The following is a 23,561-nucleotide window of genomic DNA, read 5'->3' as shown; positions in this document are numbered from 1 at the left end:
CTCGCGGACCCGCGCTACTCGGCGCGATCGAGCTTGACCGACAGCGAATCCACGAGCGTGGCGACGCGGTCGTCCGTGGACCAGCGGCGCGCGAGACGCGCCAGCACCGCGTCGAGCTCACCGCGGTCGAGGCCCGACATCAGCGTGAGCCGCACGACCAGCTCCGGTCCCCGCAGGCGCGCTTCACGGTCCCCCGGCTCGACGGTGAGGTCGAGCACGGCGAGCTCCCCCGACACGCTCTGCTGCAGCCCGAGGAACACATCCGGGTTCGCGAAGCTCGGCAGCCAGGGCTCGCCTTGGGCGATGGCCCACACCGCGGGGCGGCGCACGACGAACTCGGTGTCCGACGTGGGGTCGAGCACGATCAGGTCGGTCTGCTCCGCTGAGGCCGCCAGCGCGGCGCGCACGGCCTCCACGGGAATGGGACGCGCCTGCGGGTCCCAGCGCGCCAGCGCGTCGACCGAGCTGAACACCGGCAGCACCTTGCGCCCATCCGGTGCCGCGACCGTGACGATCGAGAGCTCCTGCGTCTTGTCCACCGGCAGGCCATGGGCTCCGACGCCCTCGTCGCCCTTCTCGGCGACGAGCGGGATGAGCACGCGCGCGTGCCGAAGCGCGTCGACCACAGCGGCCTGGTCGCCCTGGCCGGCGCGGAACGCCGTCAGCGCCGCGAGCAGGGCGGGATCCGCGGATCCGTCATCGCTCGCGTGCGGGTTCGCCTCGAAGTGGCGCCCCTCCCAGGGGACGCCTGCGGAGTCCGCGCCGTCAGTCGGCTGCGACATCCAGCGCCTCGGCGAGCGTGAACGCGCCCGCGTAGAGGGCCTTGCCCACGATCGCGCCCTCGACGCCGTTCGGCACCAGGCGCCGCAGCGCGGCGATGTCATCCAGGCTCGAGACGCCGCCCGAGGCGACGACCGGCTTGGTCGTGCGCGAGGTGATCTCGCGCAGCAGATCGAGGTTGGGCCCGCGCAGGGTGCCGTCCTTGGTGACGTCGGTGACGACGTAGCGGCTGCAGCCCGCCTCCTCGAGACGCTCGAGCACGTCCCAGAGGTCGCCGCCCTCCTGCGTCCAGCCGCGCGCCGCGAGCGTGGTGCCGCGCACGTCCAGGCCCACGGCGATCGCGTCGCCGTAGCGCCCGATCACCGACGCGGTCCACTCGGGGTTCTCGAGCGCCGCTGTGCCGAGGTTGATGCGCTGGGCTCCGCTCTCGAGCGCCGCCTCCAGCGACGCGTCGTCGCGGATACCGCCCGACAGCTCGACGTTCACGCCGCGCAGGTGCTTGATGACCTTGCGCAGCACGCCGGCGTTGGTGCCGCGTCCGAACGCCGCGTCGAGGTCGACGAGGTGGATCCACTCTGCGCCCTGCTTGGCCCAGTTCTCGGCGGCCTCGATGGGATCGCCGTAGTCGGTCTCCGTTCCGGCGGCGCCCTGGGTCAGGCGCACGGCCTTCCCGCCCTGGACGTCGACGGCGGGCAGCAGGATCAGTCCGGGCGTGGACGCGAAATCGTTCATAGCTCCCAATGTGCTTCGGGGGTCGTCCACAGGGGCGGACGACGGGCGGCGGGCATCTCCCGTCGCGGGCACGATCTCAGAGGGTAGCCCCGGGCAGGCTCTCGATCCAATTCCGCAGCAGCCGGATGCCCGCCTCGCCCGACTTCTCGGGGTGGAACTGGGTGGCCGACAGCGGCCCGTTCTCGACCGCGGCGACGAAGCGTCCACCGTGCTGGGCCCAGGTGACCACGGCAGGCGGTAGCGGGCGCTGCGGCTCGAGCGTCCACTCCTGGGCCGCGAACGAGTGCACGAAGTAGAAGCGCTCGTCCTCGAGACCCCGGAACAGGCGCGACCCCTCGCCCGCCTCGACCGTGTTCCAGCCCATGTGCGGCACGATCGGCGCTTTGAGCTCCTCCACGACGCCCGGCCACTCCCCGAGGCCCTCCGTGTCGACACCGCGTTCGATGCCGTGCTCGAACATGACCTGCATCCCCACGCAGATGCCCAGCACCGGCCGGCCCCCCGCGAGGCGACGCTCGATGACCTCGCCGCCGCGCACCGAGCGCAGCTGCTCCATCACGGCCTGAAACGCCCCCACGCCGGGGACGACGAGGCCATCGGCCTCGCGGATGAGGCCCCGGTCGCGCGTGAGGTGCACGTCACCACCGGCCGCCTGCAGCGCCTTGACGGCGGAGTGGATGTTGCCCGAGCCGTAGTCGAGCACGGCGATGACAGGCCGACGCGACCCGCTCGTCGCGTGCGTCTCCTGGGCGGCCGCGGCGCTCACAGCGCGCCCTTCGTCGACGGCACGCCCTCGACCAGGGGGTCGAGCGCCTTGGCCTGCCGGAACGCGCGGGCGAAGGCCTTGTACTCGGCCTCTGCGATGTGGTGGGGGTCGCGCCCCGACACGACGCGCACGTGCACCGTCAGTCCCGCGTTGAACGCGATCGCCTCGAACGTGTGACGCACGAGCGCCCCCGTGAAGTGACCGCCGATCAGGTGGTGCTCGAAGCCTGCGGGCTCCCCCTCGTGCACCAGGTACGGGCGCCCCGAGATGTCCACGACCGCCTGCGCGAGAGCCTCGTCCAAGGGCACAAGGGCATCGCCGTAGCGGGAGATGCCGCTCTTTTCTCCGAGCGCCTCGCGGATGGCCTGGCCGAGCACGATGGAGATGTCCTCCACCGTGTGGTGGGCGTCGATGTGCGTGTCGCCGGTGGCGGTGACGGTGAGGTCGGTCAGCGAGTGCTTAGCGAAGGCGGTCAGCATGTGATCGAAGAACGGCACGCTCGTCGAGATCTCGCTCTTGCCGGTGCCGTCGAGATTCAGCTCGAGCTCGACGGTCGACTCGCTGGTGGAGCGGGTGCGGCGGGCGATTCGAGCGTTCGTCATGCTCGCGAGTCTAGTCGCGCCGCGCCTCCGGCCGGGCCGCTGGGAGGGCGTCTCAGCGCGTGCCGCGGTCGGCGTCGCCGAGGTCCGCGAGCGCCTCGAGGAACGCCGTCGTCTCGTCCTCGGTGCCCGCGCTCACACGCAGGTGCCCCGGGATCCCGATGTCGCGGATCAGAACACCCCGGTCGTAGAGCGCCTGCCACGTGGCGGACGGGTCGGCCACGCCCCCGAACAGGATGAAGTTGGTCCACGACTCGTGAGCCTGGTAGCCGAGCGCCTCGAGCGTGGCGCCCATCCGGTCGCGCTGCACGATGATCTCGTCGACCATGCGCAGCATGGTGTCGGTGTGGCGCAGGGCGGCGCTGGCTGCGGCCTGCGTCAGCGCACTGAGGTGGTACGGCAGCCGCACGAGGCGCAGCGCGTCGATCAGTGCGGGATCCGCCGCGAGGTAGCCCACACGCGCGCCGGCGAAGGCGAAGGCCTTGCTCATGGTCCGCGACACCGCCAGGCGCGGGCGACCGCCCAGCAGCGTGAGGGCCGAGGGCGAATCGTGCGGCGCGAACTCCTGGTACGCCTCGTCGACCACGACGATGCCGTCGGTCGCGTCGTAGACCGCCTCGACCACGTCGAGAGACAGCGGTGTGCCGGTGGGATTGTTCGGCGCGCAGAGGAACACGACGTCCGGCCGCGCATCCGCGACCTGTCGCGCGGCATCCTCGGGCGAGATCGTGTAGTCGTGGCCGCGCGTGCCCGCCAGCCATTCCGAGCCGACCCCCCGGCTCAGCAGCCGGTACATCGAGTACGTCGGCTCGAACCCGAAGGCCGTGCGGCCCGGCCCGGCGAAGGCCTGGAGCACGTGCTGCAGAACCTCGTTCGAGCCGTTGCCGGCCCAGATCTGCGACGGGTCGACACCGTGCCCCAGGTATTGGGCGAACCCCTCGCGCAGCTCGCTGAACTCCCGGTCGGGGTAGCGATTGACACCGCGCAGAGCCTGCGCCACTGCGTCGGCGATGTCGTCGGCCACCTCAGCGGGCACGGGGTGCGTGTTCTCGTTGACGTTGAGGGCCACCGGGAGCGGAGCCTGGGGGGCGCCATAGGGCTTCTGCCCCCGCAGATCGTCGCGGATGGGCAGGTCGTCGAGAGTCGCGGTCACGCGTTCCATGCTAGAGCCGCCTGCGGGCCACCAGCCGGCGCGGGTCCGCGGCGGGACCCGGGGCGAGATCAGCCGGCGGCCGCGTACTCGACCGGGATCGACAGGCGCTCGCCCGCCGCGACCACCGAGCCGGGCAGCTGGTTCAGCGCGATGATGGCGTCGACCACGTCACGGGGGTCGGCCGCCGGTGCGACCTCCTGCGCGATGGACCACAGAGAGTCACCGGGCATGACCGTGACGACGTCGAAGGTGCCGGCCGGCGCGCCCTCTTCGCGCGAGGCGAGTGCGTTGCCGCCGCTGATCACCGCGAGCGCGAGCCCGGCTGCGACGGGCGCCGCCGCGAGGGCAGCCAGCACACGACGTCCGCGACGCGTCAGACGCAGGCGGGTGGCCGGCGCCGCAACGCGCGCGGCGGGGGCCGTGACCTCATAGGCGGTGATGCTGACGGTGCTCATCGGTGGCTCCTTCTTCAGTCGGAGAGGCTTCGCATCCGGCACCTCGGCCGGGAGGACCGGATGCGAAGCTCTGTTCCGAATCTATCTTCGAATGTTCGAATCTGTCAACGTCTTGTTCGAACCGAATGCGGCCTGCGCACCCGACACGCTCGAACGAATCTTCCGAATGTCTCCGCGGTTCGGATACGGTTTCGATGACTGTTCGACGACAGACAGCACCCCACCACGGGCCACCGACATTCACGGGTCGGAGGAGAAGGAGCCGGTCAGATGAGCGCCGCGGAGACGCCCGCCGAACTCGACGAGAAGCGCCGCACGCGGCGTCGCAAGAACCTCAGCGACAAGCAGCTGGCGATCCTCGAGGTCATCCAGCGCTCGATCCAGTCGAAGGGCTACCCGCCGACCATGCGCGAGATCGGCGACGCGGTGGGGCTGAAGTCGCTCTCGAGCGTCACGCACCAGCTGGGCCAGCTCGAGCTGAGCGGCTACCTCCGGCGCGACCCGGGCAAGACCCGTGCGATGGAGGTGCTGATCGATCTCCCCGGCCAGTCCGCCGAGAACCTGGATGCGGGCGTGCCCTCGGTCGGCGACGCCGCCATGGTGCCGCTCGTGGGCCGCATCGCCGCCGGCGTGCCGATCACTGCCGACCAGCAGGTGGAGGAGATCTTCCCCCTCCCCCGGCAGCTCGTGGGCAAGGGCGAGCTGTTCATGCTCAAGGTCAGCGGCGACTCGATGATCGACGCGGCCATCTGCGACGGCGACTGGGTCGTGGTGCGCGTGCAGAACACCGCAGACAACGGCGACATCGTCGCCGCCATGCTCGACGGCGAGGCGACCGTGAAGGTGTTCCGTCAGCGCGACGGACACACGTGGCTCCTGCCCCGCAACTCGGCCTTCGAGCCGATCCTGGGCGACGAGGCGGTCGTGCTCGGCAAGATCGTCGCGGTGATGCGCGCCGTCTGATCGCCCCTCCGGGCCGTCGACCTCGCGTCGCCGGCTGCCGTCGGCGTCGGCGACGCCCGCTAGCGTGGGGCCATGCCGCATACGACGCTCCCGTACGGTTCCTGGCCCTCTCCGATCTCGGCGTCCGACATCGCCGGCGGCTCTCCCCGGCTCGACGGCGCGCGTTTCGTCGACGGCGACGCGGGCGCGGCCGAGATCTGGTGGGGCGAGAGCGTACCCGCCGAGAAGGGCCGCACGGCGGTCATGCGGCGCGTCGGCGCAGCGGTCGAGACCGTGCTCGTGGCGCCCTGGAGCGCCCGTTCCCGCGTGCACGAGTACGGCGGCGGGGCGTGGACCGTCACCGACGACGGCGTGCTGCTCTTCGTCGAGGCGTCCGATCAGCGCGTGTACCGGATGTCGCCCGGCACGCAGCCGGAGCCCCTCACGCCCGGCGGCCAGGGCATGAGCTTCGGTGACCTCACGTGGGCAGCCGGGGCCGACGGCTCAGGCGTCCTGTGGGCGGTGCGCGAGACGCACGGCGAAGAGCGGGTGCCCACGCGGGACATCGTGACGATTCCCCTCGACGGGTCGGCCGCAGCCGACGCGCCAGCCATCCTGACGGTCGTTGGGGGCTCGGACTTCGTGGCCTATCCCACGCCGCGCGGCGACCGGCTGGCATGGATCGCCTGGAACCACCCCGACATGCCGTGGGACGCCTCCGAGCTGCACGTGGGACGCATCGGCGCGGACGGCAGGGTGGCCGAGCATGTCGTGGTCGCCGGCGGACGCACGGCGGAAGGCCCGGTGTCCGCGCTGCAACCCGAGTGGACGGGCGACGACGAGCTCATGTTCACGGCCGACCTGCCGGGCGGTCCGGGCGACGGGCGCTGGAACCTGTGCTGGGTTCGCTTCGAGGGCCTCACCGCGACAGGACCCGAGGCGCTCGCTCCCGCCGATGCGGACACCGGGGGCCCGTTGTGGAACCTCGGCGCCCGCTGGTACGCGCCGCTCGACGACGGGCGGGTCCTGGCCGTGCGCACCCAGGGAAGCGACGACCTCGTGCTGCTCGACCCCACCTGCGGCGCCGTCGATGCCCTCGAGACGCCCCTGTCAGGTGGGGTCCTGGTGCGGGACGCACGGGGTGCGCGCGTGCTGCTCACGGGGGCCGGCACCCAGGTGCCCGGTGGGCTCTGGCTGCTCGACGTCGACGCCCGCACGATCGAGGCCGTGCGCGGCGGCGTGGCATCGCTCCCCGCCGAGTGGCTGCCGCGGTCGCAGTCCCTCACGTTCGCTGGCCCCTACGGCGACGTGCACGCGTTCGCATACCCGCCGACGAACCCGGAGGCCACCGGCCCCGAGGGTGAGCTGCCTCCCTACCTGGTGCTCGTGCACGGGGGGCCGACCGCTCACGCGTCCGGCGAGCTGTCGCTCGCCGTCGCCTACTTCACGAGCCGCGGCATCGGCGTGCTCGACGTCAACTACGGCGGCTCCACAGGCTACGGCCGGGAATACCGAGACCGCCTCCGCGGCCGTTGGGGCATCGTGGACGTCGCCGACACCGCGGCTGCGGCGCGAGGGCTCGCCGCGAGCGGGCTGGCCGACCCGGGACGCATCGCGATCAAGGGCGGCTCCGCGGGCGGCTGGACGGTGCTGTGCGCCGTCGCCGACACGGATGTGTTCGCGGCCGGCATCAGCCGCTACGGCGTCGCCGACCTGCGCCGCCTCGCCGAGGACACGCACGACTTCGAAGCACGGTATCTCGACGGTCTCGTGGGCCCCCTGCCGCAGGCCGAGCCGCTCTACGTCAGCCGCTCGCCGCTGTCGCGCCCCGAGACCCTGCGCACTCCGCTGCTCATCCTGCAGGGCTCGGAGGACCCCGTTGTGCCGCCGTCGCAGTCGGAGGCGCTGCGTGACGCGCTTGCGCGCAACGGGGTGCCGCACGCCTACATCCTGTTCGACGGCGAGTCGCACGGATTCCGCCAGGCGTCCACGCTCGTGCGCGCGTTCGAGGCCGAGCTCGCCTTCCTCGGCTCGGTGCTCGGCTTCGACACCCCCGGCGTCCCGCCCCTCGTGCTCGACTGAGGTCGGTCCCGGCGTCGGCGAGGCCTACGCGACGCGGTACGGCTCGAGCGATGCCGCGAGGCGCTCCGACACGTGGGCGTGCACGAGCGTGCCGCCCTCCTCGTGCGAGCGCTCGAGCAGGTGCCCGTGCTCGTGGATCTCGGAGATGAGCTCACCCCGGTCGTAGGGCACGAGCGCGCGGATCTCGACCTCCGGCAGGGGCAGCGCCGCCTCGATCGTCCGACGCAGCTCGTCGATGCCCTCGCCCGAGCGGGACGACACGAAGACGGCCTTCGGCTCGAGACCCCGCAGCACGAGGCGCGTATCGTCGTCCACGAGATCCGACTTGTTGAAGACGACGATCTCGTGGATGTCGCGCGCTCCGACATCCCCCATCACGTCGCGCACGGTCTGCAGCTGACCGGCCGGATCGGGGTGGTGGGCATCCACGACGTGCAGGATGACGTCGGCGTCGGCCACCTCCTCGAGCGTGGAGCGGAAAGCCTCGACCAGCTGGTGCGGCAGGTTCCGCACGAAGCCGACCGTGTCGGCGATCGTGTAGACGCGACCGTCGGACGTCTCCGACCGGCGCACCGTGGCATCCAGGGTCGCGAACAGCGCGTTCTCGACCAGCACGCCGGCGCTCGTCAGGCGGTTCAGAAGGCTCGACTTGCCGGCGTTGGTGTAGCCGGCGATCGCCACGGACGGGATCGTGTTGCGCTTGCGCTCGCCCCGCTTCGCCTCGCGGGCCGGCGCGAAGTCACGGATCTGACGGCGCAGCTGCGCCATCCGCGTGCGGATGCGACGGCGGTCCAGCTCGATCTTCGTCTCACCGGGACCGCGGGAGCCCATGCCGGCGCCGCCGGCGCCCACCTGGCCGCCGGCCTGGCGGCTCATCGACTCGCCCCATCCGCGCAGACGCGGCAGCAGGTACTCGAGCTGTGCGAGCTCGACCTGCGCCTTGCCTTCGCGACTCTTCGCGTGCTGGCTGAAGATGTCGAGGATCACCGTGGTGCGGTCGATGACCTTCACCTTCACGACGTCCTCGAGCGCGCGCCGCTGGCTGGGGGCGAGCTCGGTGTCGGCGATCACGGTGTCGGCGCCGACAGCGGCGACGATGTCCTTGAGCTCGTCGGCCTTGCCGCGGCCGACGTAGGTCGCAGGGTCCGGGTGCGGGCGACGCTGCAGCACTCCGTCGAGCACGACGGCGCCCGCGGTCTCGGCCAGCGCCGCGAGCTCACGCAGCGAGTTCTCCGCATCGGCCAGCGACCCCTGCGAGTACACCCCGACGAGCACGACGTTCTCCAGCCGGAGCTGCCGGTACTCGACCTCGGTGACATCCTCGAGCTCCGTGGAGAGACCCGAGACACGGCGCAGAGCGGCCCGCTCCTCGCGGTCCCACTGCTCGCCGTCGCTCGAACCGTCGGACGCGGTGGTCACGTCCTGCAGCGCCTGCGCGGCGCCGAAGACCCTCGCTCCCGTGCGCGCCTCGGCCCGGGACAGCACCCGCTCCACCGGATCGACGGTCGTGTCGACGTCGTTCACAGCGGTGGGTTCGGGTGTCGTGGTGTCAGTCATCCATGCCTTTCATCGCGATGCGCGCTGTACCGCGCGCATCGAGTTCTTCAGCTTATTCGTCTGCGTCTCGCGAGGCCATGGCCGCGCGCGTCCTGTCGGTGCGAGGACTCTTGTCCTCCCCGGCGCCGGGCTCCTCCGGTACGCTGGCCCCCTATGGTGGACCACTACTTCTCTGCGAGTCCCACCAGTGCCGAGAATCTGCGACGCATCCGAGTGCCCCTGGTCGGACGCACCGTGGAGCTCACGACGGCCGCCGGAGTCTTCAGCCCCGAACGCCTCGACGTGGGCACGTCGGTGCTGCTCGCGAACACCCCGGAACCCCCGGCCGGGGGCGACTTCCTCGACCTCGGATGCGGGTGGGGACCCATCGCGCTCAGCATGGCCATGCAGTCACCTCGCGCTCGTGTCTGGGCCGTCGACGTGAACGAGCGCGCGCTCGACCTCGTGCGCCGCAACGCGGCGTCCCTGGGCCTCGACAATGTCAACGCCGTGCTGCCCGCGGATGTTCCCGACCACCTCAGCTTCCGCGCAATCCGCTCGAACCCTCCCATCCGCGTCGGCAAGTCGGTGCTGCACGAGCTGATGGAGACGTGGATCCCGCGCCTCGCCGAGCGCAGCGACGCGCATCTCGTGGTCAAGCGCGATCTCGGCTCCGACTCGCTGCAGCGGTGGCTGGCCTCCACCTTCGCTGAGGGGTACAGCGTGTACCGCACCGCCACGGGCAAGGGCTATCGGGTGCTCAAGGTGCGCCGGCACGGCACACCGCCGACCGAGCCGGTCGCGCTCCCCTCGTTCTGACGCTCAGCCCCCGGCCGCCGCGAGGTCGTCGGGGGTGTCGATGTCCCGCAGCACGCTTCGCGGCAGCGCGACGCGCCGTGGTTCGAACCCGTCGTAAAGGATGCGCAGCGGCCTGTTCACGGCGTCGCCGACCGCCGCGATGCGGTCGCGCAGCAGCGCCTCGTTCCACGCGGCACAGAGAGGCTGCGGTGAACCGCTCTCGTCCTCGGCGCACGCCGCACCGCCGGCGGCCGCTTCCGCGAGCGCGCTGAGCGCTGCCGGCGTGGTGAAGGGCATGTCTCCGCCGAGGAGGATCACGAGCGCATCCCGGTCGGTCGCGAGATGATCGAGGCCTGCGGCGACGGCAGAGAGGGGGCCGCCGAACGGGGGATCCTCCTGCACCACCGGTACGCCGTCGGGGACGCCCTCCGGCGAGCCCACCACGATCACCTCCGCGCCGATCGCGCGCAGCGCGCCCACGGCGTGCGCCACCATCGGCGCGCCCGAGACCGGGATGGCCGGCTTGTGCCGACCGCCCATGCGCGACGACCGACCGCCGGCGAGCACGATGCCGCGCAGGTGTCGCATCATGTCGCGTCTCGGGTCAGGCGAGCGCCACGGTGCCGGAATACACCAGCACGGCCGGGCCTGAGAGCGCGACGTGCTCGCCATCCTCGGCGGGGAACATCCGTACGCCCAGCGTGCCGCCCGGGACGTCCACGCGCCAGTGGTCCGGTGCCGCGGACCCCGCCCAGTGACGCACCGCGAGCGCGGTGGCCGCGACGCCTGTGCCGCAGCTGAGCGTCTCGCCCACGCCCCGCTCGAAGACGCGCATCCGCACCCGTCCGACGCCGTCATGCACCAGCGGGTCGTGCGGCACGACGAACTCGACATTCGCGCCGTGAGCCGGCTCCGGCTCGAGGTCGGGACGCGCGTCGAGTTCGAGCCCGGCCAGTTCCGTCTCCGAGGCCAGCGCGACCACGACGTGCGGGTTGCCCACGTCGATTCCCAGCCCCGGTCGAGGCACGCCCAGTCCCTTGGCGCGGACGAGCGTCTCCCCCGGCTCAGCGCGCCAGCGACCGAGGTCGACCTGATAGCCCGTCTCCGAGCGCATCACGTCGCGCACGCCGGCGCGCGTGCCGATCGGCAGCGTCGATCCGGCGGGAAGCTCTGCCAGACCTGACTCGAGAAGGTAGTGTACGAACACCCGCACGCCGTTGCCGCACATCTCGGCCTTCGACCCGTCGGCGTTGCGGTAGTCCATGAACCACTCGGCCTCGGGCTCCTCGTCGAGAGATGCGGCCCCCTCGGGGATCCGTGCGGAGCGCACCACCCGGAGCAGACCGTCGCCGCCGATGCCGAACCGACGGTCGCACAGCGCCGCCACCTGCGCATCGCTGAGGTCGAGCTCACCATCGGGGTCGGACACGATCACGAAGTCGTTCCCCGTGCCGTGTCCCTTGGTGAAGGCGATCTCTGTTCTCGTCTCGGTCACGGGGTTCTCTCACTCGTTCGGCCGCGGAGGGCACCCGCAGTCCGGCCAGTCTACGACCGACCGGCGTACCCGGGCCCTGCCACCGGCCACCGGCATCCGAGAGGATCAGATCTCGTCCGCGAGCGCCTCCGCGTCGGCCGCGCCGGCCTCCACCCAGCGCACGTCCGCGTAGCGCTTGAACCACGACACCTGCCTGCGCGCATAGCGGCGGGTCAGCGCCTGCGTCTCGGCGATCGCCTCCGTCTCGGTCCGCTCGCCCTTCAACTGGGCGAGCGCCTGCGCGTAGCCGATCGCGCGCGACGCCGTCTTCCCCCGCTCGAGCCCGCGCTCCCGCAGTCGCGCGGTCTCGTCGAGCATGCCGTCGGCCCACATCCGCTCCACGCGCCGGTCGAGACGCTCGACCAGACGGGCGCGATCCATCGTCAGGCCGATCACCGTCGCGGGGCGCCAGACAACGGGTTCGTCGGGGAGAGCCGCGCCGTGCGTGCTCTCGCCCAGCGCCAGGATCTCCAGGGCGCGGACGATCCGCCGGCCGTTCTGAGGGTCCACGCGGCCGGCCGTCGTCGGATCGCGCTCCTGCAGACGGGCGTACAGCGCCCCGGCGCCCTGCTGCTCGAGCTCCGACTCGAGCTGCGCGCGCAGAGCCTCGTCGCGGGGAGGGAATCGGAAGTCGAACAGCACGCTCGAGACGTACAGCCCGGATCCGCCCACCAGGATGGCGTGCCGCCCGCGCGCCAGGATGTCGTCGATCGCCGCGCGCGCGTCCTGCTGATAGCGGGCGACGGCGGCGTCCTCGGTCACGTCCAGCACATCGAACAGGTGGTGCGGAACACCCCGGCGCTCGGCGACGCCCAGCTTGGCCGTGCCGATGTCCATGCCGCGGTACAGCTGCATGGCGTCGGCGTTGACGACCTCGGCGGGCCTGCCACGAGCGGCAACGGCCTCGGCGAGGTCGAGCGAGAGATCGCTCTTCCCGGTGCCGGTGGCTCCGATGATCGCGAACAGCCGCCCCTCGACCTGCGTGTCGCGGTGCGCGCTCATCGCGGTCGCAGCGGGCGACACATCACACACCGATGCGGAGCGTGGGCAGGCCCAGCTTCACGGCGCCGCCCGCCGTGGTCGTGCCGGGCGCCGGCACCCCGCACGACTCGGACTGCGAGCGGTCCCACGCGTCGCCGGCGCGGGTGCGGCGGATGCGCAGCGGCGCACCATCCCGGGAGTCCGCGAGAAGGTGCGAAGGAGCCGCGTGTGTGACCTCGACCGTGACGACATCGCCCGGACGCGGCAGCTCGGATCCAGCCGGAACCTCGAAGTGCACGAGGCGGTTGTCCTCGGCGCGTCCTGTGAGGCGGTGCGTCGCCGCGTCCTTCTTGCCCTCGCCGGTCGACACCAGCACCTCGAGCGAACGGCCGAGCTGCTTCTGGTTCTCCTCGAGCGTGATGCGCTGCTGCAGCGCGATCAGTCGGTCGTAGCGCTCCTGCACGACCTCCTTCGGCACCTGATCCGGCATCGTCGCGGCGGGCGTGCCCTCGCGGATCGAGTACTGGAATGTGAAGGCGCTGGCGAAGCGCGCCTGCTCCACGACGCGCAGGGTCTCCTCGAAGTCCTCGTCGGTCTCGCCCGGGAAGCCCACGATGATGTCCGTCGAGATCGCGGCGTGCGGAATGCGCTCGCGCACCCGCTCGAGAATGCCGAGGAACTTCGCGCTGCGGTACGAGCGGCGCATGGCCCGCAGGATGCGGTCGCTGCCGGACTGCAGCGGCATGTGCAGCTGCGGCATGACCGCACGTGTCTCCGCCATGGCGTCGATCACGTCATCCGTGAAGGCCGCGGGGTGCGGGCTGGTGAATCGGATGCGCTCGAGCCCTTCGATCTCACCCGCTGCGCGCAGCAGCTTGCCGAACGCGAGACGGTCGCCGAACTCAACCCCGTACGAGTTGACGTTCTGGCCCAGCAGCGTGACCTCGATCGCACCGTCATCGACCAGCAGGCGGATCTCGTTGAGGATGTCGCCGGGTCGGCGGTCCTTCTCCTTGCCGCGCAGGCTCGGCACGATGCAGAACGTGCAGGTGTTGTTGCAGCCGACCGAGATGGACACCCAGCCGCTGTAGATCGAGTCGCGCTTGGTGGGCAGTGTCGACGGGAACGTCTCGAGCGACTCGAGGATCTCGAGCTCGGCTTCGCCGTTGTGGCGGGCGCGCTCGAGAAGGCTCGGCAGCGAGCCCATGTTGTGGGTACCGAACACCACGTCGACCCACGGCGCCTTGGTCTGCACGGCCTCCTTGTCCATCTGGGCCAGGCAGCCGCCCACGGCGATCTGCATGCCCTCGTGCTTGTCCTTGCGCGACTTGAGGTGACCGAGCGTGCCGTACAGCTTGCCCGCGGCATTGTCGCGCACGGCGCAGGTGTTGATGATGACCACATCCGCGTCGGCCCCGGCCTCGGCGCGGACGTAACCGGCGCTCTCGAGCGACCCCGCGAGCCGCTCGGAGTCATGCACGTTCATCTGGCACCCGAAGGTGCGCACCTCGTAGGAGCGCGCCCGTCCGTCGGCAGTGAGGGCGGCAGGTGAAGGCTCGATGAGCACCGGGGCGCTGGACGGCGCGCTCGAAGGAGCGCTGAGTGGCGTAGTCATGGCCTGCTCATTCTACGTTCGTGTCACCCGGAGCGCCCCGGGAGCGCGCGCCGCCGGACAGCGGGATCAGTCGAAGCGAACCGACGAACGCGGCCGCCGCGCTTCGTCCAGAGCGGCCCGCGCCGCCGACATCGCCAGACCGCCGCCATACCCGCGCCGGGCCAGCTGTCCACTGAGCCGACGCAGGGCTGTCTCCTCGTCGTAGCGCAGCAGGGTGCGCGCCTTGCCGCGCGCGTACTCGAGCGCTCGGTCGAAGTCGTCGTCGGGGAGCTCCGCGAGCGCCTCGTCGATCACCGCACGGTCGATGCCGCGCGCCGAGAGCGACTGCGCGATGGCGCGGCGCCCCTGCTTCTTGCGCTCCACGCCCGCGTGCACGAGCTGCTCGGCGAGCTTCGCATCATCGAGAGCCCCGAGGCGCACGAGCCGGTCGACGATCTCGTCGATCGCTTCGGGCTCGAGTTCGCTCTCACGCAGCTTGGCGCGGGCCTCCGACGCCGAGAGAGATCGCCGCCGCAGGGCTTTGACGAGCCTCTCCTCCGCGTCGGCACGGACCTGGCCGCCATCGTCGGCCTCGTCTCCTTCGGGGAGCTCGACGAAACGCACACCGCCCTGGTTCTTGACCTCGAGAGGCTTCACGGGGGCGGGCCTGCGATCCTCGGGCCGTGAGCCCAGATCTCGCCAGGTGGTGTGCCAGGCCTGGCTCTCGCCGGTGCCGGCTCCCTGCTCGGACGGCGCGTTCGGTGTCGCCCCGCCGCCGAAAAGGGGGATGACGGGGGCGAGGCGCTCGCTGTCGTCAGTCACGCCTCACCCCCCGTCGGAACGCGGTCATGGAGCCTCGTGGATCGCGCGTCATCACGCCGTGCGACGAGCCGCCACCTCGTCGGCGGGGGCGAGCTCGGCGGTCTTGCCGCGCTGGCCTACGCCGAGCTTCTCCTTGATCTTGTTCTCGATCTCGAGCGCCACGTCGGCGTTCTGCAGCAGGAAGTTGCGGGCGTTCTCCTTGCCCTGCCCGAGCTGATCGCCGTCATAGGTGTACCAGGAGCCCGACTTCTTGACGATGCCGTGCTCCACGCCGAAATCGATGAGGCTGCCCTCGCGCGAGATTCCCGTGCCGTAGAGGATGTCGAACTCGGCCTGCTTGAACGGCGGGGCCATCTTGTTCTTCACCACCTTGACGCGGGTGCGGTTGCCCACCGCGTCCGAGCCGTCCTTCAGCGTCTCGATGCGACGGATGTCGAGGCGCACCGATGCGTAGAACTTGAGCGCCTTACCGCCGGCGGTCGTCTCGGGAGAGCCGAAGAACACGCCGATCTTCTCGCGCAGCTGGTTGATGAAGATGGCCGTCGTCTTGGTCTGGTTCAAACCACCGGTCAGCTTTCGCAGAGCCTGCGACATCAGGCGAGCCTGGAGACCGACGTGCGAGTCGCCCATCTCGCCCTCGATCTCGGCACGAGGAACGAGCGCGGCCACCGAGTCGATGACGACGAGGTCGATGGCACCCGAGCGGATGAGCATGTCGGCGATCTCGAGCGCCTGCTCACCCGTGTCGGGCTGGGACACCAGGAGCTGGTCGATGTCGACGCCGAGCTTCTTCGCGTACTCCGGGTCGAGCGCGTGCTCGGCGTCGACGAACGCGGCGATGCCGCCGGCACGCTGGACGTTCGCGATCGCGTGAAGCGTCAGGGTCGTCTTACCCGACGACTCCGGACCGTAGATCTCGATGATGCGGCCCCGAGGCAGGCCGCCGACGCCGAGGGCGACGTCGAGGGCGATCGACCCCGTGGGGATGACCTCGACCGGCGCGCGCTCGTCACTGCCGAGCCGCATGACCGACCCCTTGCCGAACTGCTTGTCGATCTGGGCGAGGGCCGCGTCGAGGGCCTTCTCGCGATCGGCTGCTGATGCCATGACCTGCTCCTTCTCACTGGTGTGTCCGTCGCCTGTAGGCTGTCGCGACTCGACCACGGTGATCGGGATTCTGCGACAAGGCGCGTGGCTCCTGTGCCACCTGCCACGCTAGACAGGGCCACCGACATTCATCGCGGGAGCCCTCGCAAGGGGAGCAGATCGCGGCGTTCACCACGTGTGGACGACATTACGCGCGCTTCGAACGGATCTTCGATGACACGCCGAACGTCCTTCCAGACGTCTCGAACGTCGTGAAGGCGCGGTCAGCGGCGCGGCTCGAGGCGCCCCGCACCGTATCGACGAGCAACGGGAACGTCGGTCTCCTCGCAGAGCGCGAGCCAGATGTCGCGCGGCGGCACCCCCGCGTCCAGTGCGTCGGAGGCGGTGCGCCCGACACCCGGCAGCACGAGGTCGTTGAGCAACGATGCGGCGCGCGCGCCGAACTCGTCGTCGACCGCGCGCAGGAACTCGCTGCGCCTCATCGCTCGCTCGGCGACGTGATGCGGTTCACCGCAGCGAGAGCTCGGGGCCGACCTCTGCCATGAGGTCGTCGGGCACGACGTCGGGGAAGGGCTGCACGCCTTCCAGCACGGCGATTCTGTCGCCGACCTCACGCATGATCGACGAGATCGGAACGTCGAGGGCCTCGGCCACCGACGCCAGGATCTCGCTCGACGCCTCCTTCTGGCCGCGCTCCACCTCGCTGAGGTAGCCGAGCGCGACGCTCGCCCTGCTGGCGACCTGACGGAGGGTCTGGCCCTTCTGCTGACGCATGTCTCGCAGTACGTCGCCGATCTCTTGACGAACCAGGATCATCTCAGGCCCCCTCCTCACTGCTGTCCCGGACCGGGTGCACCACAGTACAACACCGACGCGGCCAATCTAATCCCGCACGGATATGGATCGGGTGGGAATCCAGCAAATTCACGCCCGCGAAACACCCGGCAGCGCCGCGGCAGGGGGTGCGACGGCGATGCTGAGGTCCAGGATCGCCTGCGCGCGCGCCGCCTCGCGCACGGCGGCGCGATCGCCCGCGAACACCCACGAGGTCACGGAGATGGCCTCCGGTGTCGCGACGCCGATATGCACAGTGCCGATGCGCTGCCCGTCGGGCGAATCGGGTCCGGCGATACCCGTCGTCGCGACGCCGACATCCGCCGGCTCTCCGTCCACGGCCATCGCCCGGCGGACGCCGTCGGCCATCTGACGCGCGACCTCGGGATGGACGGGACCGTGCTCGGCGAGCAATTCGGGGTCGACCCCGAGAAGCGATGCCTTCAGGGCCGTGTCGTACGCCACGACTCCCCCGCGCACGCTCGCGGACGCGCCGGGCACATCGACGAGCGTCGACACCACGAGACCTCCCGTCAGCGACTCGGCGACGCCGATCGACCAGCCGCGCTCGCGCAGTGCCGCCAGCAGCGCGACCGGATCGGCGTGGCTCACCGCGAGGCCCGCCGCCCGCGCACCTGCGCGAGGACGTAGTCGATGCCGCTCGCCACGGTCAGCAGCACCACGGCCCACATCAGCACCAGCGTCACGATCGCGAACGGGCCGGTGCCCATCAGCAGCCAGACCGGCAGCAGCGCCCACGACAGCGTGACCCCCTGCACCACGGTCTTGATCTTGCCCATCCAGGCCGCCGCGACGACGTGCTCGTTCACGATGACCAGGCGGTGGATCGTGATGCCCCATTCGCGGATCAGGATGACGATCACCATCCACCACGGCACCTCGCCCAGGATCGCCAGCCCGACGAATCCGGCGCCGGTCAGCAGCTTGTCTGCGATCGGGTCGAGGAGCTTGCCGAGGTCGGTGACGATGTCGTGCTTGCGGGCGAGATACCCGTCGACCCAGTCGGTCGAGATGCCCACGATGAAGATCACCGCGGCGACCCACCGCAGGACGAGGTCGTCGGAACCGTGCGCTCCACCCAGCACGAGCAGGACGACGAAGAGGATCGCCAGCGGCATGCGGGAGATCGTGATCGCGTTGGGGAGCTGCCGGGGAATCGCCATCAGTCGCGCCCGGTCAGCTGCCAGGCGTCTTCGTCGCCCTCATCGTCGTCGACCGGGCGCCCCTGGAACTGGGCCTCGATCGGGTCATCGCCGTACCGGTCGTCGTCCATCCCCGATGACGCCTCGCCGGGTGCCTCCTGCACCGACACGGCCGGGGGCTCCTCGCCCTTGATGCGGGCGAGGACCTCGGGCAGCTGCTCGGGCGTGACGAGGACATCGCGGGCCTTGGATCCTTCCGACGGGCCGACGACCTCACGGGATTCGAGCAGGTCCATCAGGCGGCCGGCCTTCGCGAAGCCCACGCGCAGCTTGCGCTGCAGCATCGACGTCGAGCCGAACTGACTGGTGACCACGAGCTCCGCGGCGGCGATCAGCACCTCGAGATCGTCGCCGATGTCCTCGTCGATCTCCTTCTTCTTGGCCTCGATCGCCTCAGCGACATCCGCGCGGTACTCGGGACGGGCCTGGCCCGTGACGTGCTTGACGACGCGGTCGATCTCGTCCTCGGTGACCCACGCGCCCTGCACGCGCAGCGGCTTCGACGAGCCCATGGGCGAGAACAGCGCGTCGCCCTGGCCGATCAGCTTGTCGGCACCGCCCTCGTCGAGGATGACGCGACTGTCGGTGACGCTGGTCACGGCGAACGCCAGACGCGAGGGCACGTTGGCCTTGATCAGACCGGTCACGACGTTCACCGACGGGCGCTGCGTCGCGAGCACGAGGTGGATGCCGGCCGCGCGCGCCAGCTGAGTGATACGGACGATCGAATCCTCGACGTCGCGCGGGGCGACCATCATGAGGTCGGCGAGCTCATCGACGACGACCAGCAGATAGGGGTACGGCTTGAGCACGCGCTCGCTGCCCGCGGGCACCTCGACCTCGCCCTTCGCCAGGGCCGCGTTGAAGTCGTCCACATGACGGAAACCGAACGACGCGAGGTCGTCGTACCGCATGTCCATCTCCTTCACGACCCACTGCAGCGCCTCGGCCGCCTTCTTGGGGTTCGTGATGATCGGCGTGATGAGGTGCGGCACACCCGCGTAGTTCGTCAGCTCGACGCGCTTCGGATCGACCAGCACCATGCGCACCTCGCTGGGCTTCGCGCGCATCAGGATGCTCGTGATCATCGAGTTGATGAAGCTCGACTTGCCGGATCCCGTGGAGCCGGCGACCAGCAGGTGGGGCATCTTGGCGAGGTTCGCGACGACGAAGCCGCCGCCCACGTCCTTGCCGACGCCCACCGTGAGCGGATGGCTCGACTTCTGCGCCGCCGGAGAGCGCAGCACGTCGCCGAGCGCCACGGTCTCGCGGTCGGTGTTCGGGATCTCGATGCCGATCGCGCTCTTTCCCGGGATCGGGGCGAGGATGCGCACGTCGTTCGACGCGACGGCGTACGAGATGTTGCTCTGCAGCTGGGTGATGCGCTCCACGCGCACGCCCGGGGCGAGCTCGATCTCGTACTGGGTCACCGTCGGGCCGCGCGAGAAGCCCGTCACCTTCGCTTCGACCTTGAATTCGGCGAGGACGCGCGTCAGCTGCTCCACGACGCGGTCGTTCGCCTCGCTGCGGGCCACCGACGGCGGGCCGGCCGACAGCGACGCCGGCGACGGCAGCACGTACGGCGCGGCGGGCGGCTGCGGTCCGCGTGCACCGGGGCCGTCCGTGCCGAAGCCCATGAGGCCCGGCAGCTCGCCCGTGTCGGAGTCGTCGCCGTCGCCCATCAGGCCCGTCGCGCCGGTCTCGGCCAGGGCGCCGGTGACGCCGCTGACAGAGCTCAGCACCTGCGTGGCCGAATCACGCGGGTCGGGCTCGGGCTCCGCCACAACGAACGCCTTGTCGTATCCGCCGTCCGACTGCTCGGTCAGCAGCTCCGTCAGGTCCTGCGGCGAGTCGACGACGTCCGGATCCTCTTCGCGGCCCGACTTGTTGCGGCGCCACCACGGCACATGCTCGTCGGCGTCATCGCCCAGCACCTCCGTCGGCGCCGTCTGCCCCTTGGCCGTCTCATCGGCGGGGTCGGGGCGCTCCGTGCCGAACATCCACGAGTACAGGTCGCCCAGGCGCTGGCCGATGCGGTTGGGCGGGGTCTTGGTGATGATCAGCACGCTCAGCGCCGCGACGAGGGACAGCAGCACGTAGGCCCCGACGTCGGTCAGCAGCATCGCGGTGGGCTCGCCGACCATCCAGCCGAAGAGCCCGCCCGCCTGGCTCAGGGCCGGCATGCCCTCGGCCGGCTCGGGCCGGAGCCCGGCGATGTGGCAGAAGCCTGCGACGGTGATCGTGAGCAGCGTGAAGCCGATGCCGATGCGCCCGTTGTCGTGCACCGACGACGGATGACGGAACAGCCATCCCGCCAGCAGCAGCAGCGCGACGGGGAAGACGAAGGCCGTGCGGCCGATCAGACCGCCGAACGTGTAGGCGCTGATGTTGGTCGCCACGGGGTTGCCGATGAAGAACCACTCGGTCACGGCGCCGGCGACCGCGAGCAGCACCAGCAGCAGCGGGAAGCCGTCGCGACGCTGATCCTTCTCGAGCACCTCGGGACCGAAGGCCCGGAACAGCCCGCCCACCGCGTGGCCGAGCCCGTTCCACGCGCGCACCGCCACCGGCGGGCGGTCGGACGGCTCGAAGTACGGCTTTGCCGCCGGCTCGGGCTTCTTGCGCGCGCGGGAGCTCACGGGCTCGTCCTTCGAGGCAGCGCGACTCCGGCCTCCGGAGGTCTTCGAGCCGGAGGCCTTGCTCCCGGAGGACGCGGCGGACGTGCGTGGCATGGTTCCACGGTACGTCGGGGCACCGACATCGCGCGGGAGCGACGCCGGTGATCGGCGAGATCCGGCGGTCAGGCCTCGATGACGAGCGGCACGATCATCGGACGGCGACGCAGCGACTGGTTGACCCAGCGGCCGATCGTGCGACGCACGGTCTGCGACAGCGCGTGGGTGTCCCGCACGCCGGAGGCTGCGGCCTCCTCGAGCGCCTTGGCGATCTTCGGCTTGACGGCCTCGAACACCGAGTCGTCCTCGGCGATGCCGCGGGCGTGGATCTCCGGGCCCGTGATGACCTTGCCCGTCGCCGCGTCGACCACGACGATGACCGAGACGAAGCCTTCCTCGCCCAGCACGCGGCGATCCTTCAGGTCGGCGTCGGTGATCTCGCCCACGGTGGAGCCGTCGACGTAGACGAAGCCCAGGTCCAGCTGGCCGACGACGCGCGCGACGCCGCCCTTCAGATCCACCACCGTGCCGTTCTCGCCCAGGATGGTGCGCTCCTCGGCGATGCCGGTGTCCTGCGCGAGCTTCGCGTTGGCCATGAGGTGGCGGTACTCGCCGTGCACCGGAAGCACGTTCTTCGGCTTGAGGATGTTGTAGCAGTACAGCAGCTCGCCCGCCGCAGCATGGCCGGACACGTGCACCTTGGCGTTCGACTTGTGCACGACGTTCGCGCCGAGCTTCGTGAGACCGTCGATCACGCGGTAGATGGCGTTCTCGTTGCCCGGGATCTGGCTGGACGCCAGGATGACCGTGTCGCCCTCCGTCGGCTCGATGGCGTGGTCGAGGTTGGCCATGCGGCTGAGCACGGCCATCGGCTCGCCCTGGGATCCCGTGGACATGTAGACGATCTGGTCGTCCGGGATGTCCTTGGCCTTCTTGTAGTCGACCAGCACGTTGTCCGGCACCTTCAGGTAGCCGAGGTCGGCGGCGATCGTCATGTTGCGCACCATGCTGCGCCCGAGCAGGGCCACGCGGCGCCCGTTGGCCGCCGCGGCGTCGAGCACCTGCTGCACACGGTGCACGTGGCTCGAGAAGCTGGCCACGATCACGCGACCCGGGGTCTTCGAGATCACCTGGTCGATGACCGGCCCGATGGCGCGCTCCGTGGGCGTGAAGCCCGGCACATCCGCGTTCGTCGAGTCGGGCAGGAAGAGGTCGACGCCTTCCTCTCCCAACCGAGCGAACGCGCGCAGGTCGGTGATGCGTCCGTCGAGCGGCAGCTGGTCCATCTTGAAGTCACCGGTGTGCAGGACGAGGCCCGCGGGCGTGCGCACTGCGACGGCGAGCGCATCCGGGATCGAGTGGTTGACCGCCACGAACTCGAGCTCGAACGGCCCGATGTCCCAGTTCTCGTCTTCCTTCACGACCGTCAGCGACGGCTTGATCCGGTGCTCCTTGAGCTTCGCCTCGACAAGCGCGAGCGTCAGAGCGGAGCCGATCAGCGGGATGTCCTGACGCAGCTTGAGCAGGTACGGCACGGCGCCGATGTGGTCCTCGTGCCCGTGCGTCAGGACGACGCCCACGACGTCCTGCAGCCGCCCCTTGATGGGCTCGAAGTCGGGCAGGATCAGGTCGACGCCCGGCTGGTGCTCCTCGGGGAAGAGCACGCCGCAGTCGACGATGAGGATCTTGCCGTCGAACTCGTAGGTGGTCATGTTGCGTCCCACCTCGCCCAGGCCGCCGAGCGGGGTGACGCGCAGGGCGCCCTGCTCGAGCGCGGGAGGATCGTAGACCGGAGTGGACATCGTCCGCCTTTCACGGCCGCCGCGGGCGACCGGAGTCCGACCGGAGCGCGGGGCGCATCCGGTGTTCTCGTGTTGTGTTGTGTGGTGCGGTCTTCTCGACCGCGGGAGATCTGTGGGGCCTCGGGTGTCAGCGCGTGGTGCCGGGCACCTTGGGAAGCGCGCCGCCGGCGGCCGCATTGCGGTCGGGACGGAAGTTCGAGAAGTCGACGCCCTCGACATCCTTCACGAGCGCGAGCTCGTCCTCGATGATCGCGGCCTCCCACTCCTCCGGCCCCACGAGCGGCAGTCGCACGCGCGGGCTGGAGATGCGGCCGAGGCCGTGCAGGATGTACTTCGACGAGACCGTGCCCGGCACGTGCGTCATGACGGCGCGCACGAGCGGCTCGAGCTTCTTGTGCTGGGCGGTGGCGGTGGCCAGATCGCCGCGGTTCACGGCGTCGACGATCACGCGGTACGGCGCCGCCGCGATGTTGGCGGTCACGCCGATGAGGCCCGCCGCGCCGATCGCGAGGTGCGGCAGCACGTTGGCGTCGTCACCCGAGAAGTACATCAGATCCGTCTGGTTGAGCACCCGACTGACCTCGCTGAAGTCGCCCTTGGCGTCCTTCACCGCGAGGATGTTCGGGTGCTTGGCGAGGCGCAGGATCGTCTCGTACTTGATCGGCACGCCCGTGCGGCCGGGGATGTCGTACAGGATGACCGGCAGATCGGTCGAGTCGGCCACGAGACGGAAGTGCGTCAGGATGCCGGCCTGGGTCGGCTTGTTGTAGTACGGCGTGACGATCATGATGCCGTCAGCGCCGGCCTTCTCGCTCTTCTGGTAGAGCTCGATCGCGTGCGCGGTCTCGTTGGATCCGCCGCCGGTGATGATCTTGGCTCGGCCGGCTGCGACATCCTTGCCCACCTCGACGAGGCGGATCTTCTCGGGGTCGGTCAGCGTGGAGGTCTCGCCCGTCGTGCCGGTGACGACGATGCCGTCGGCGCCCGACACGATCACGTCGTCGATGTGCTTCTCGACGGCGGGCCAGTCGACCTCGCCGTCGGCCGTCATCGGAGTGACGAGCGCGACGAGCACCTGTCCGAAGGGGTTGCCCGAGTGCGTCATGGCTCCAGGCTATCCCGCCCGCTCGTGCGCCGCCGCCCGCC

Annotated in this window: 23 protein-coding genes; 3 read left to right on the top strand and 20 right to left on the bottom strand. The window is 70.6% G+C overall.

The annotated features are described in order from the left end of the window. Nucleotides 1–14 precede the first annotated feature (14 nt). From ABTW64_RS12425 to ABTW64_RS12400, 6 genes are all read right to left on the bottom strand, one after another. Nucleotides 15–782 carry an SseB family protein gene (locus ABTW64_RS12425; RefSeq protein ID WP_350622839.1) on the bottom strand — a complete coding sequence of 256 codons (768 nt, stop codon included), beginning with the start codon at nt 780–782 and terminating at the stop codon, nt 15–17. Next, the gene (gene priA, locus ABTW64_RS12420; RefSeq protein WP_350622837.1) at nt 766–1,512 is read right to left on the bottom strand and encodes a bifunctional 1-(5-phosphoribosyl)-5-((5-phosphoribosylamino)methylideneamino)imidazole-4-carboxamide isomerase/phosphoribosylanthranilate isomerase PriA; all 747 of its coding nucleotides are present in this window, start codon (nt 1,510–1,512) and stop codon (nt 766–768) included. Before priA ends, ABTW64_RS12425 begins: the two co-directional genes overlap by 17 nt. Nucleotides 1,513–1,588: 76 nt before the next feature. Next, nucleotides 1,589–2,278, bottom strand: coding sequence for an imidazole glycerol phosphate synthase subunit HisH (gene hisH / locus ABTW64_RS12415; protein WP_350622835.1), 690 nt, complete (start codon nt 2,276–2,278; stop codon nt 1,589–1,591). Beyond that, the gene (gene hisB, locus ABTW64_RS12410) at nt 2,275–2,880 is read right to left on the bottom strand and encodes an imidazoleglycerol-phosphate dehydratase HisB (RefSeq protein ID WP_350622833.1); all 606 of its coding nucleotides are present in this window, start codon (nt 2,878–2,880) and stop codon (nt 2,275–2,277) included. Before hisB ends, hisH begins: the two co-directional genes overlap by 4 nt. Nucleotides 2,881–2,932: 52 nt before the next feature. Continuing rightward, entirely contained in the window at nt 2,933–4,039 is a 1,107-nt protein-coding gene (locus ABTW64_RS12405; protein WP_350622831.1) for a histidinol-phosphate transaminase, read from the bottom strand. Between the two features lie 59 nt (nt 4,040–4,098). After that, nucleotides 4,099–4,485: a LysM peptidoglycan-binding domain-containing protein gene (locus ABTW64_RS12400; RefSeq protein WP_350622829.1), complete on the bottom strand. Its 387-nt coding sequence runs from the start codon at nt 4,483–4,485 to the stop codon at nt 4,099–4,101. A 270-nt stretch (nt 4,486–4,755) separates the two neighbouring features. Between ABTW64_RS12400 and lexA the strand changes: the two genes are divergently transcribed. Together lexA and ABTW64_RS12390 are read left to right on the top strand one after the other, a co-directional pair. Then, nucleotides 4,756–5,448, top strand: a complete 693-nt coding sequence (gene lexA, locus ABTW64_RS12395; protein WP_350622827.1) for a transcriptional repressor LexA — start codon at nt 4,756–4,758, stop codon at nt 5,446–5,448. Nucleotides 5,449–5,520: 72 nt separating this feature from the next. Continuing rightward, a complete protein-coding gene (locus ABTW64_RS12390) occupies nt 5,521–7,509 on the top strand; it encodes an alpha/beta hydrolase family protein (RefSeq protein ID WP_350622825.1) in 1,989 nt (662 codons plus the stop codon). A gap of 24 nt (nt 7,510–7,533) precedes the next feature. Here ABTW64_RS12390 and hflX read toward each other — a convergent pair whose 3' ends face one another. Then, the gene (gene hflX, locus ABTW64_RS12385; protein ID WP_350622823.1) at nt 7,534–9,066 is read right to left on the bottom strand and encodes a GTPase HflX; all 1,533 of its coding nucleotides are present in this window, start codon (nt 9,064–9,066) and stop codon (nt 7,534–7,536) included. Nucleotides 9,067–9,219: 153 nt separating this feature from the next. Between hflX and ABTW64_RS12380 the strand changes: the two genes are divergently transcribed. Then, nucleotides 9,220–9,864 (top strand): class I SAM-dependent methyltransferase, encoded by a 645-nt coding sequence (locus ABTW64_RS12380; protein ID WP_350622821.1) that lies wholly within the window; start codon nt 9,220–9,222, stop codon nt 9,862–9,864. A gap of 3 nt (nt 9,865–9,867) precedes the next feature. Here ABTW64_RS12380 and mobA read toward each other — a convergent pair whose 3' ends face one another. The 13 genes from mobA to dapA form a co-directional block, all read right to left on the bottom strand. Beyond that, nucleotides 9,868–10,434 carry a molybdenum cofactor guanylyltransferase gene (gene mobA / locus ABTW64_RS12375; protein ID WP_350622819.1) on the bottom strand — a complete coding sequence of 189 codons (567 nt, stop codon included), beginning with the start codon at nt 10,432–10,434 and terminating at the stop codon, nt 9,868–9,870. 13 nt (nt 10,435–10,447) lie between these two features. Next, nucleotides 10,448–11,338: a diaminopimelate epimerase gene (gene dapF / locus ABTW64_RS12370; RefSeq protein WP_350622817.1), complete on the bottom strand. Its 891-nt coding sequence runs from the start codon at nt 11,336–11,338 to the stop codon at nt 10,448–10,450. A gap of 105 nt (nt 11,339–11,443) precedes the next feature. Next, nucleotides 11,444–12,379, bottom strand: coding sequence for a tRNA (adenosine(37)-N6)-dimethylallyltransferase MiaA (gene miaA / locus ABTW64_RS12365; protein ID WP_350622815.1), 936 nt, complete (start codon nt 12,377–12,379; stop codon nt 11,444–11,446). Nucleotides 12,380–12,401: 22 nt separating this feature from the next. Beyond that, nucleotides 12,402–13,973 carry a tRNA (N6-isopentenyl adenosine(37)-C2)-methylthiotransferase MiaB gene (gene miaB, locus ABTW64_RS12360; RefSeq protein WP_350622813.1) on the bottom strand — a complete coding sequence of 524 codons (1,572 nt, stop codon included), beginning with the start codon at nt 13,971–13,973 and terminating at the stop codon, nt 12,402–12,404. 66 nt (nt 13,974–14,039) lie between these two features. Beyond that, entirely contained in the window at nt 14,040–14,774 is a 735-nt protein-coding gene (locus tag ABTW64_RS12355; RefSeq protein WP_350622811.1) for a regulatory protein RecX, read from the bottom strand. Nucleotides 14,775–14,825: 51 nt separating this feature from the next. Further along, complete coding sequence (gene recA / locus ABTW64_RS12350) at nt 14,826–15,881, bottom strand: recombinase RecA (RefSeq protein WP_350622809.1); 1,056 nt, start codon at nt 15,879–15,881, stop codon at nt 14,826–14,828. 263 nt (nt 15,882–16,144) lie between these two features. Then, nucleotides 16,145–16,363: a DUF3046 domain-containing protein gene (locus ABTW64_RS12345; protein ID WP_350622807.1), complete on the bottom strand. Its 219-nt coding sequence runs from the start codon at nt 16,361–16,363 to the stop codon at nt 16,145–16,147. Between the two features lie 25 nt (nt 16,364–16,388). Then, nucleotides 16,389–16,697: a helix-turn-helix domain-containing protein gene (locus ABTW64_RS12340; protein WP_350622805.1), complete on the bottom strand. Its 309-nt coding sequence runs from the start codon at nt 16,695–16,697 to the stop codon at nt 16,389–16,391. Between the two features lie 108 nt (nt 16,698–16,805). Continuing rightward, nucleotides 16,806–17,327 carry a CinA family protein gene (locus ABTW64_RS12335; RefSeq protein WP_350622803.1) on the bottom strand — a complete coding sequence of 174 codons (522 nt, stop codon included), beginning with the start codon at nt 17,325–17,327 and terminating at the stop codon, nt 16,806–16,808. Continuing rightward, a complete protein-coding gene (gene pgsA, locus ABTW64_RS12330) occupies nt 17,324–17,899 on the bottom strand; it encodes a CDP-diacylglycerol--glycerol-3-phosphate 3-phosphatidyltransferase (protein WP_350622801.1) in 576 nt (191 codons plus the stop codon). Before pgsA ends, ABTW64_RS12335 begins: the two co-directional genes overlap by 4 nt. Next, nucleotides 17,899–20,670, bottom strand: a complete 2,772-nt coding sequence (locus ABTW64_RS12325; RefSeq protein ID WP_350622799.1) for an FtsK/SpoIIIE family DNA translocase — start codon at nt 20,668–20,670, stop codon at nt 17,899–17,901. Before ABTW64_RS12325 ends, pgsA begins: the two co-directional genes overlap by 1 nt. 68 nt (nt 20,671–20,738) lie before the next feature. Further along, entirely contained in the window at nt 20,739–22,415 is a 1,677-nt protein-coding gene (locus ABTW64_RS12320; protein WP_350622797.1) for a ribonuclease J, read from the bottom strand. A 127-nt stretch (nt 22,416–22,542) separates the two neighbouring features. Further along, nucleotides 22,543–23,520 (bottom strand): 4-hydroxy-tetrahydrodipicolinate synthase, encoded by a 978-nt coding sequence (gene dapA / locus ABTW64_RS12315; protein ID WP_350622795.1) that lies wholly within the window; start codon nt 23,518–23,520, stop codon nt 22,543–22,545. Between the last annotated feature and the right edge of the window lie 41 nt (nt 23,521–23,561).

This window comes from Microbacterium sp. NPDC096154, from assembly GCF_040302945.1.
Classification (GTDB): Bacteria; Actinomycetota; Actinomycetes; order Actinomycetales; family Microbacteriaceae; genus Microbacterium.
This window is presented reverse-complemented; position numbering and strand designations above follow the sequence as displayed.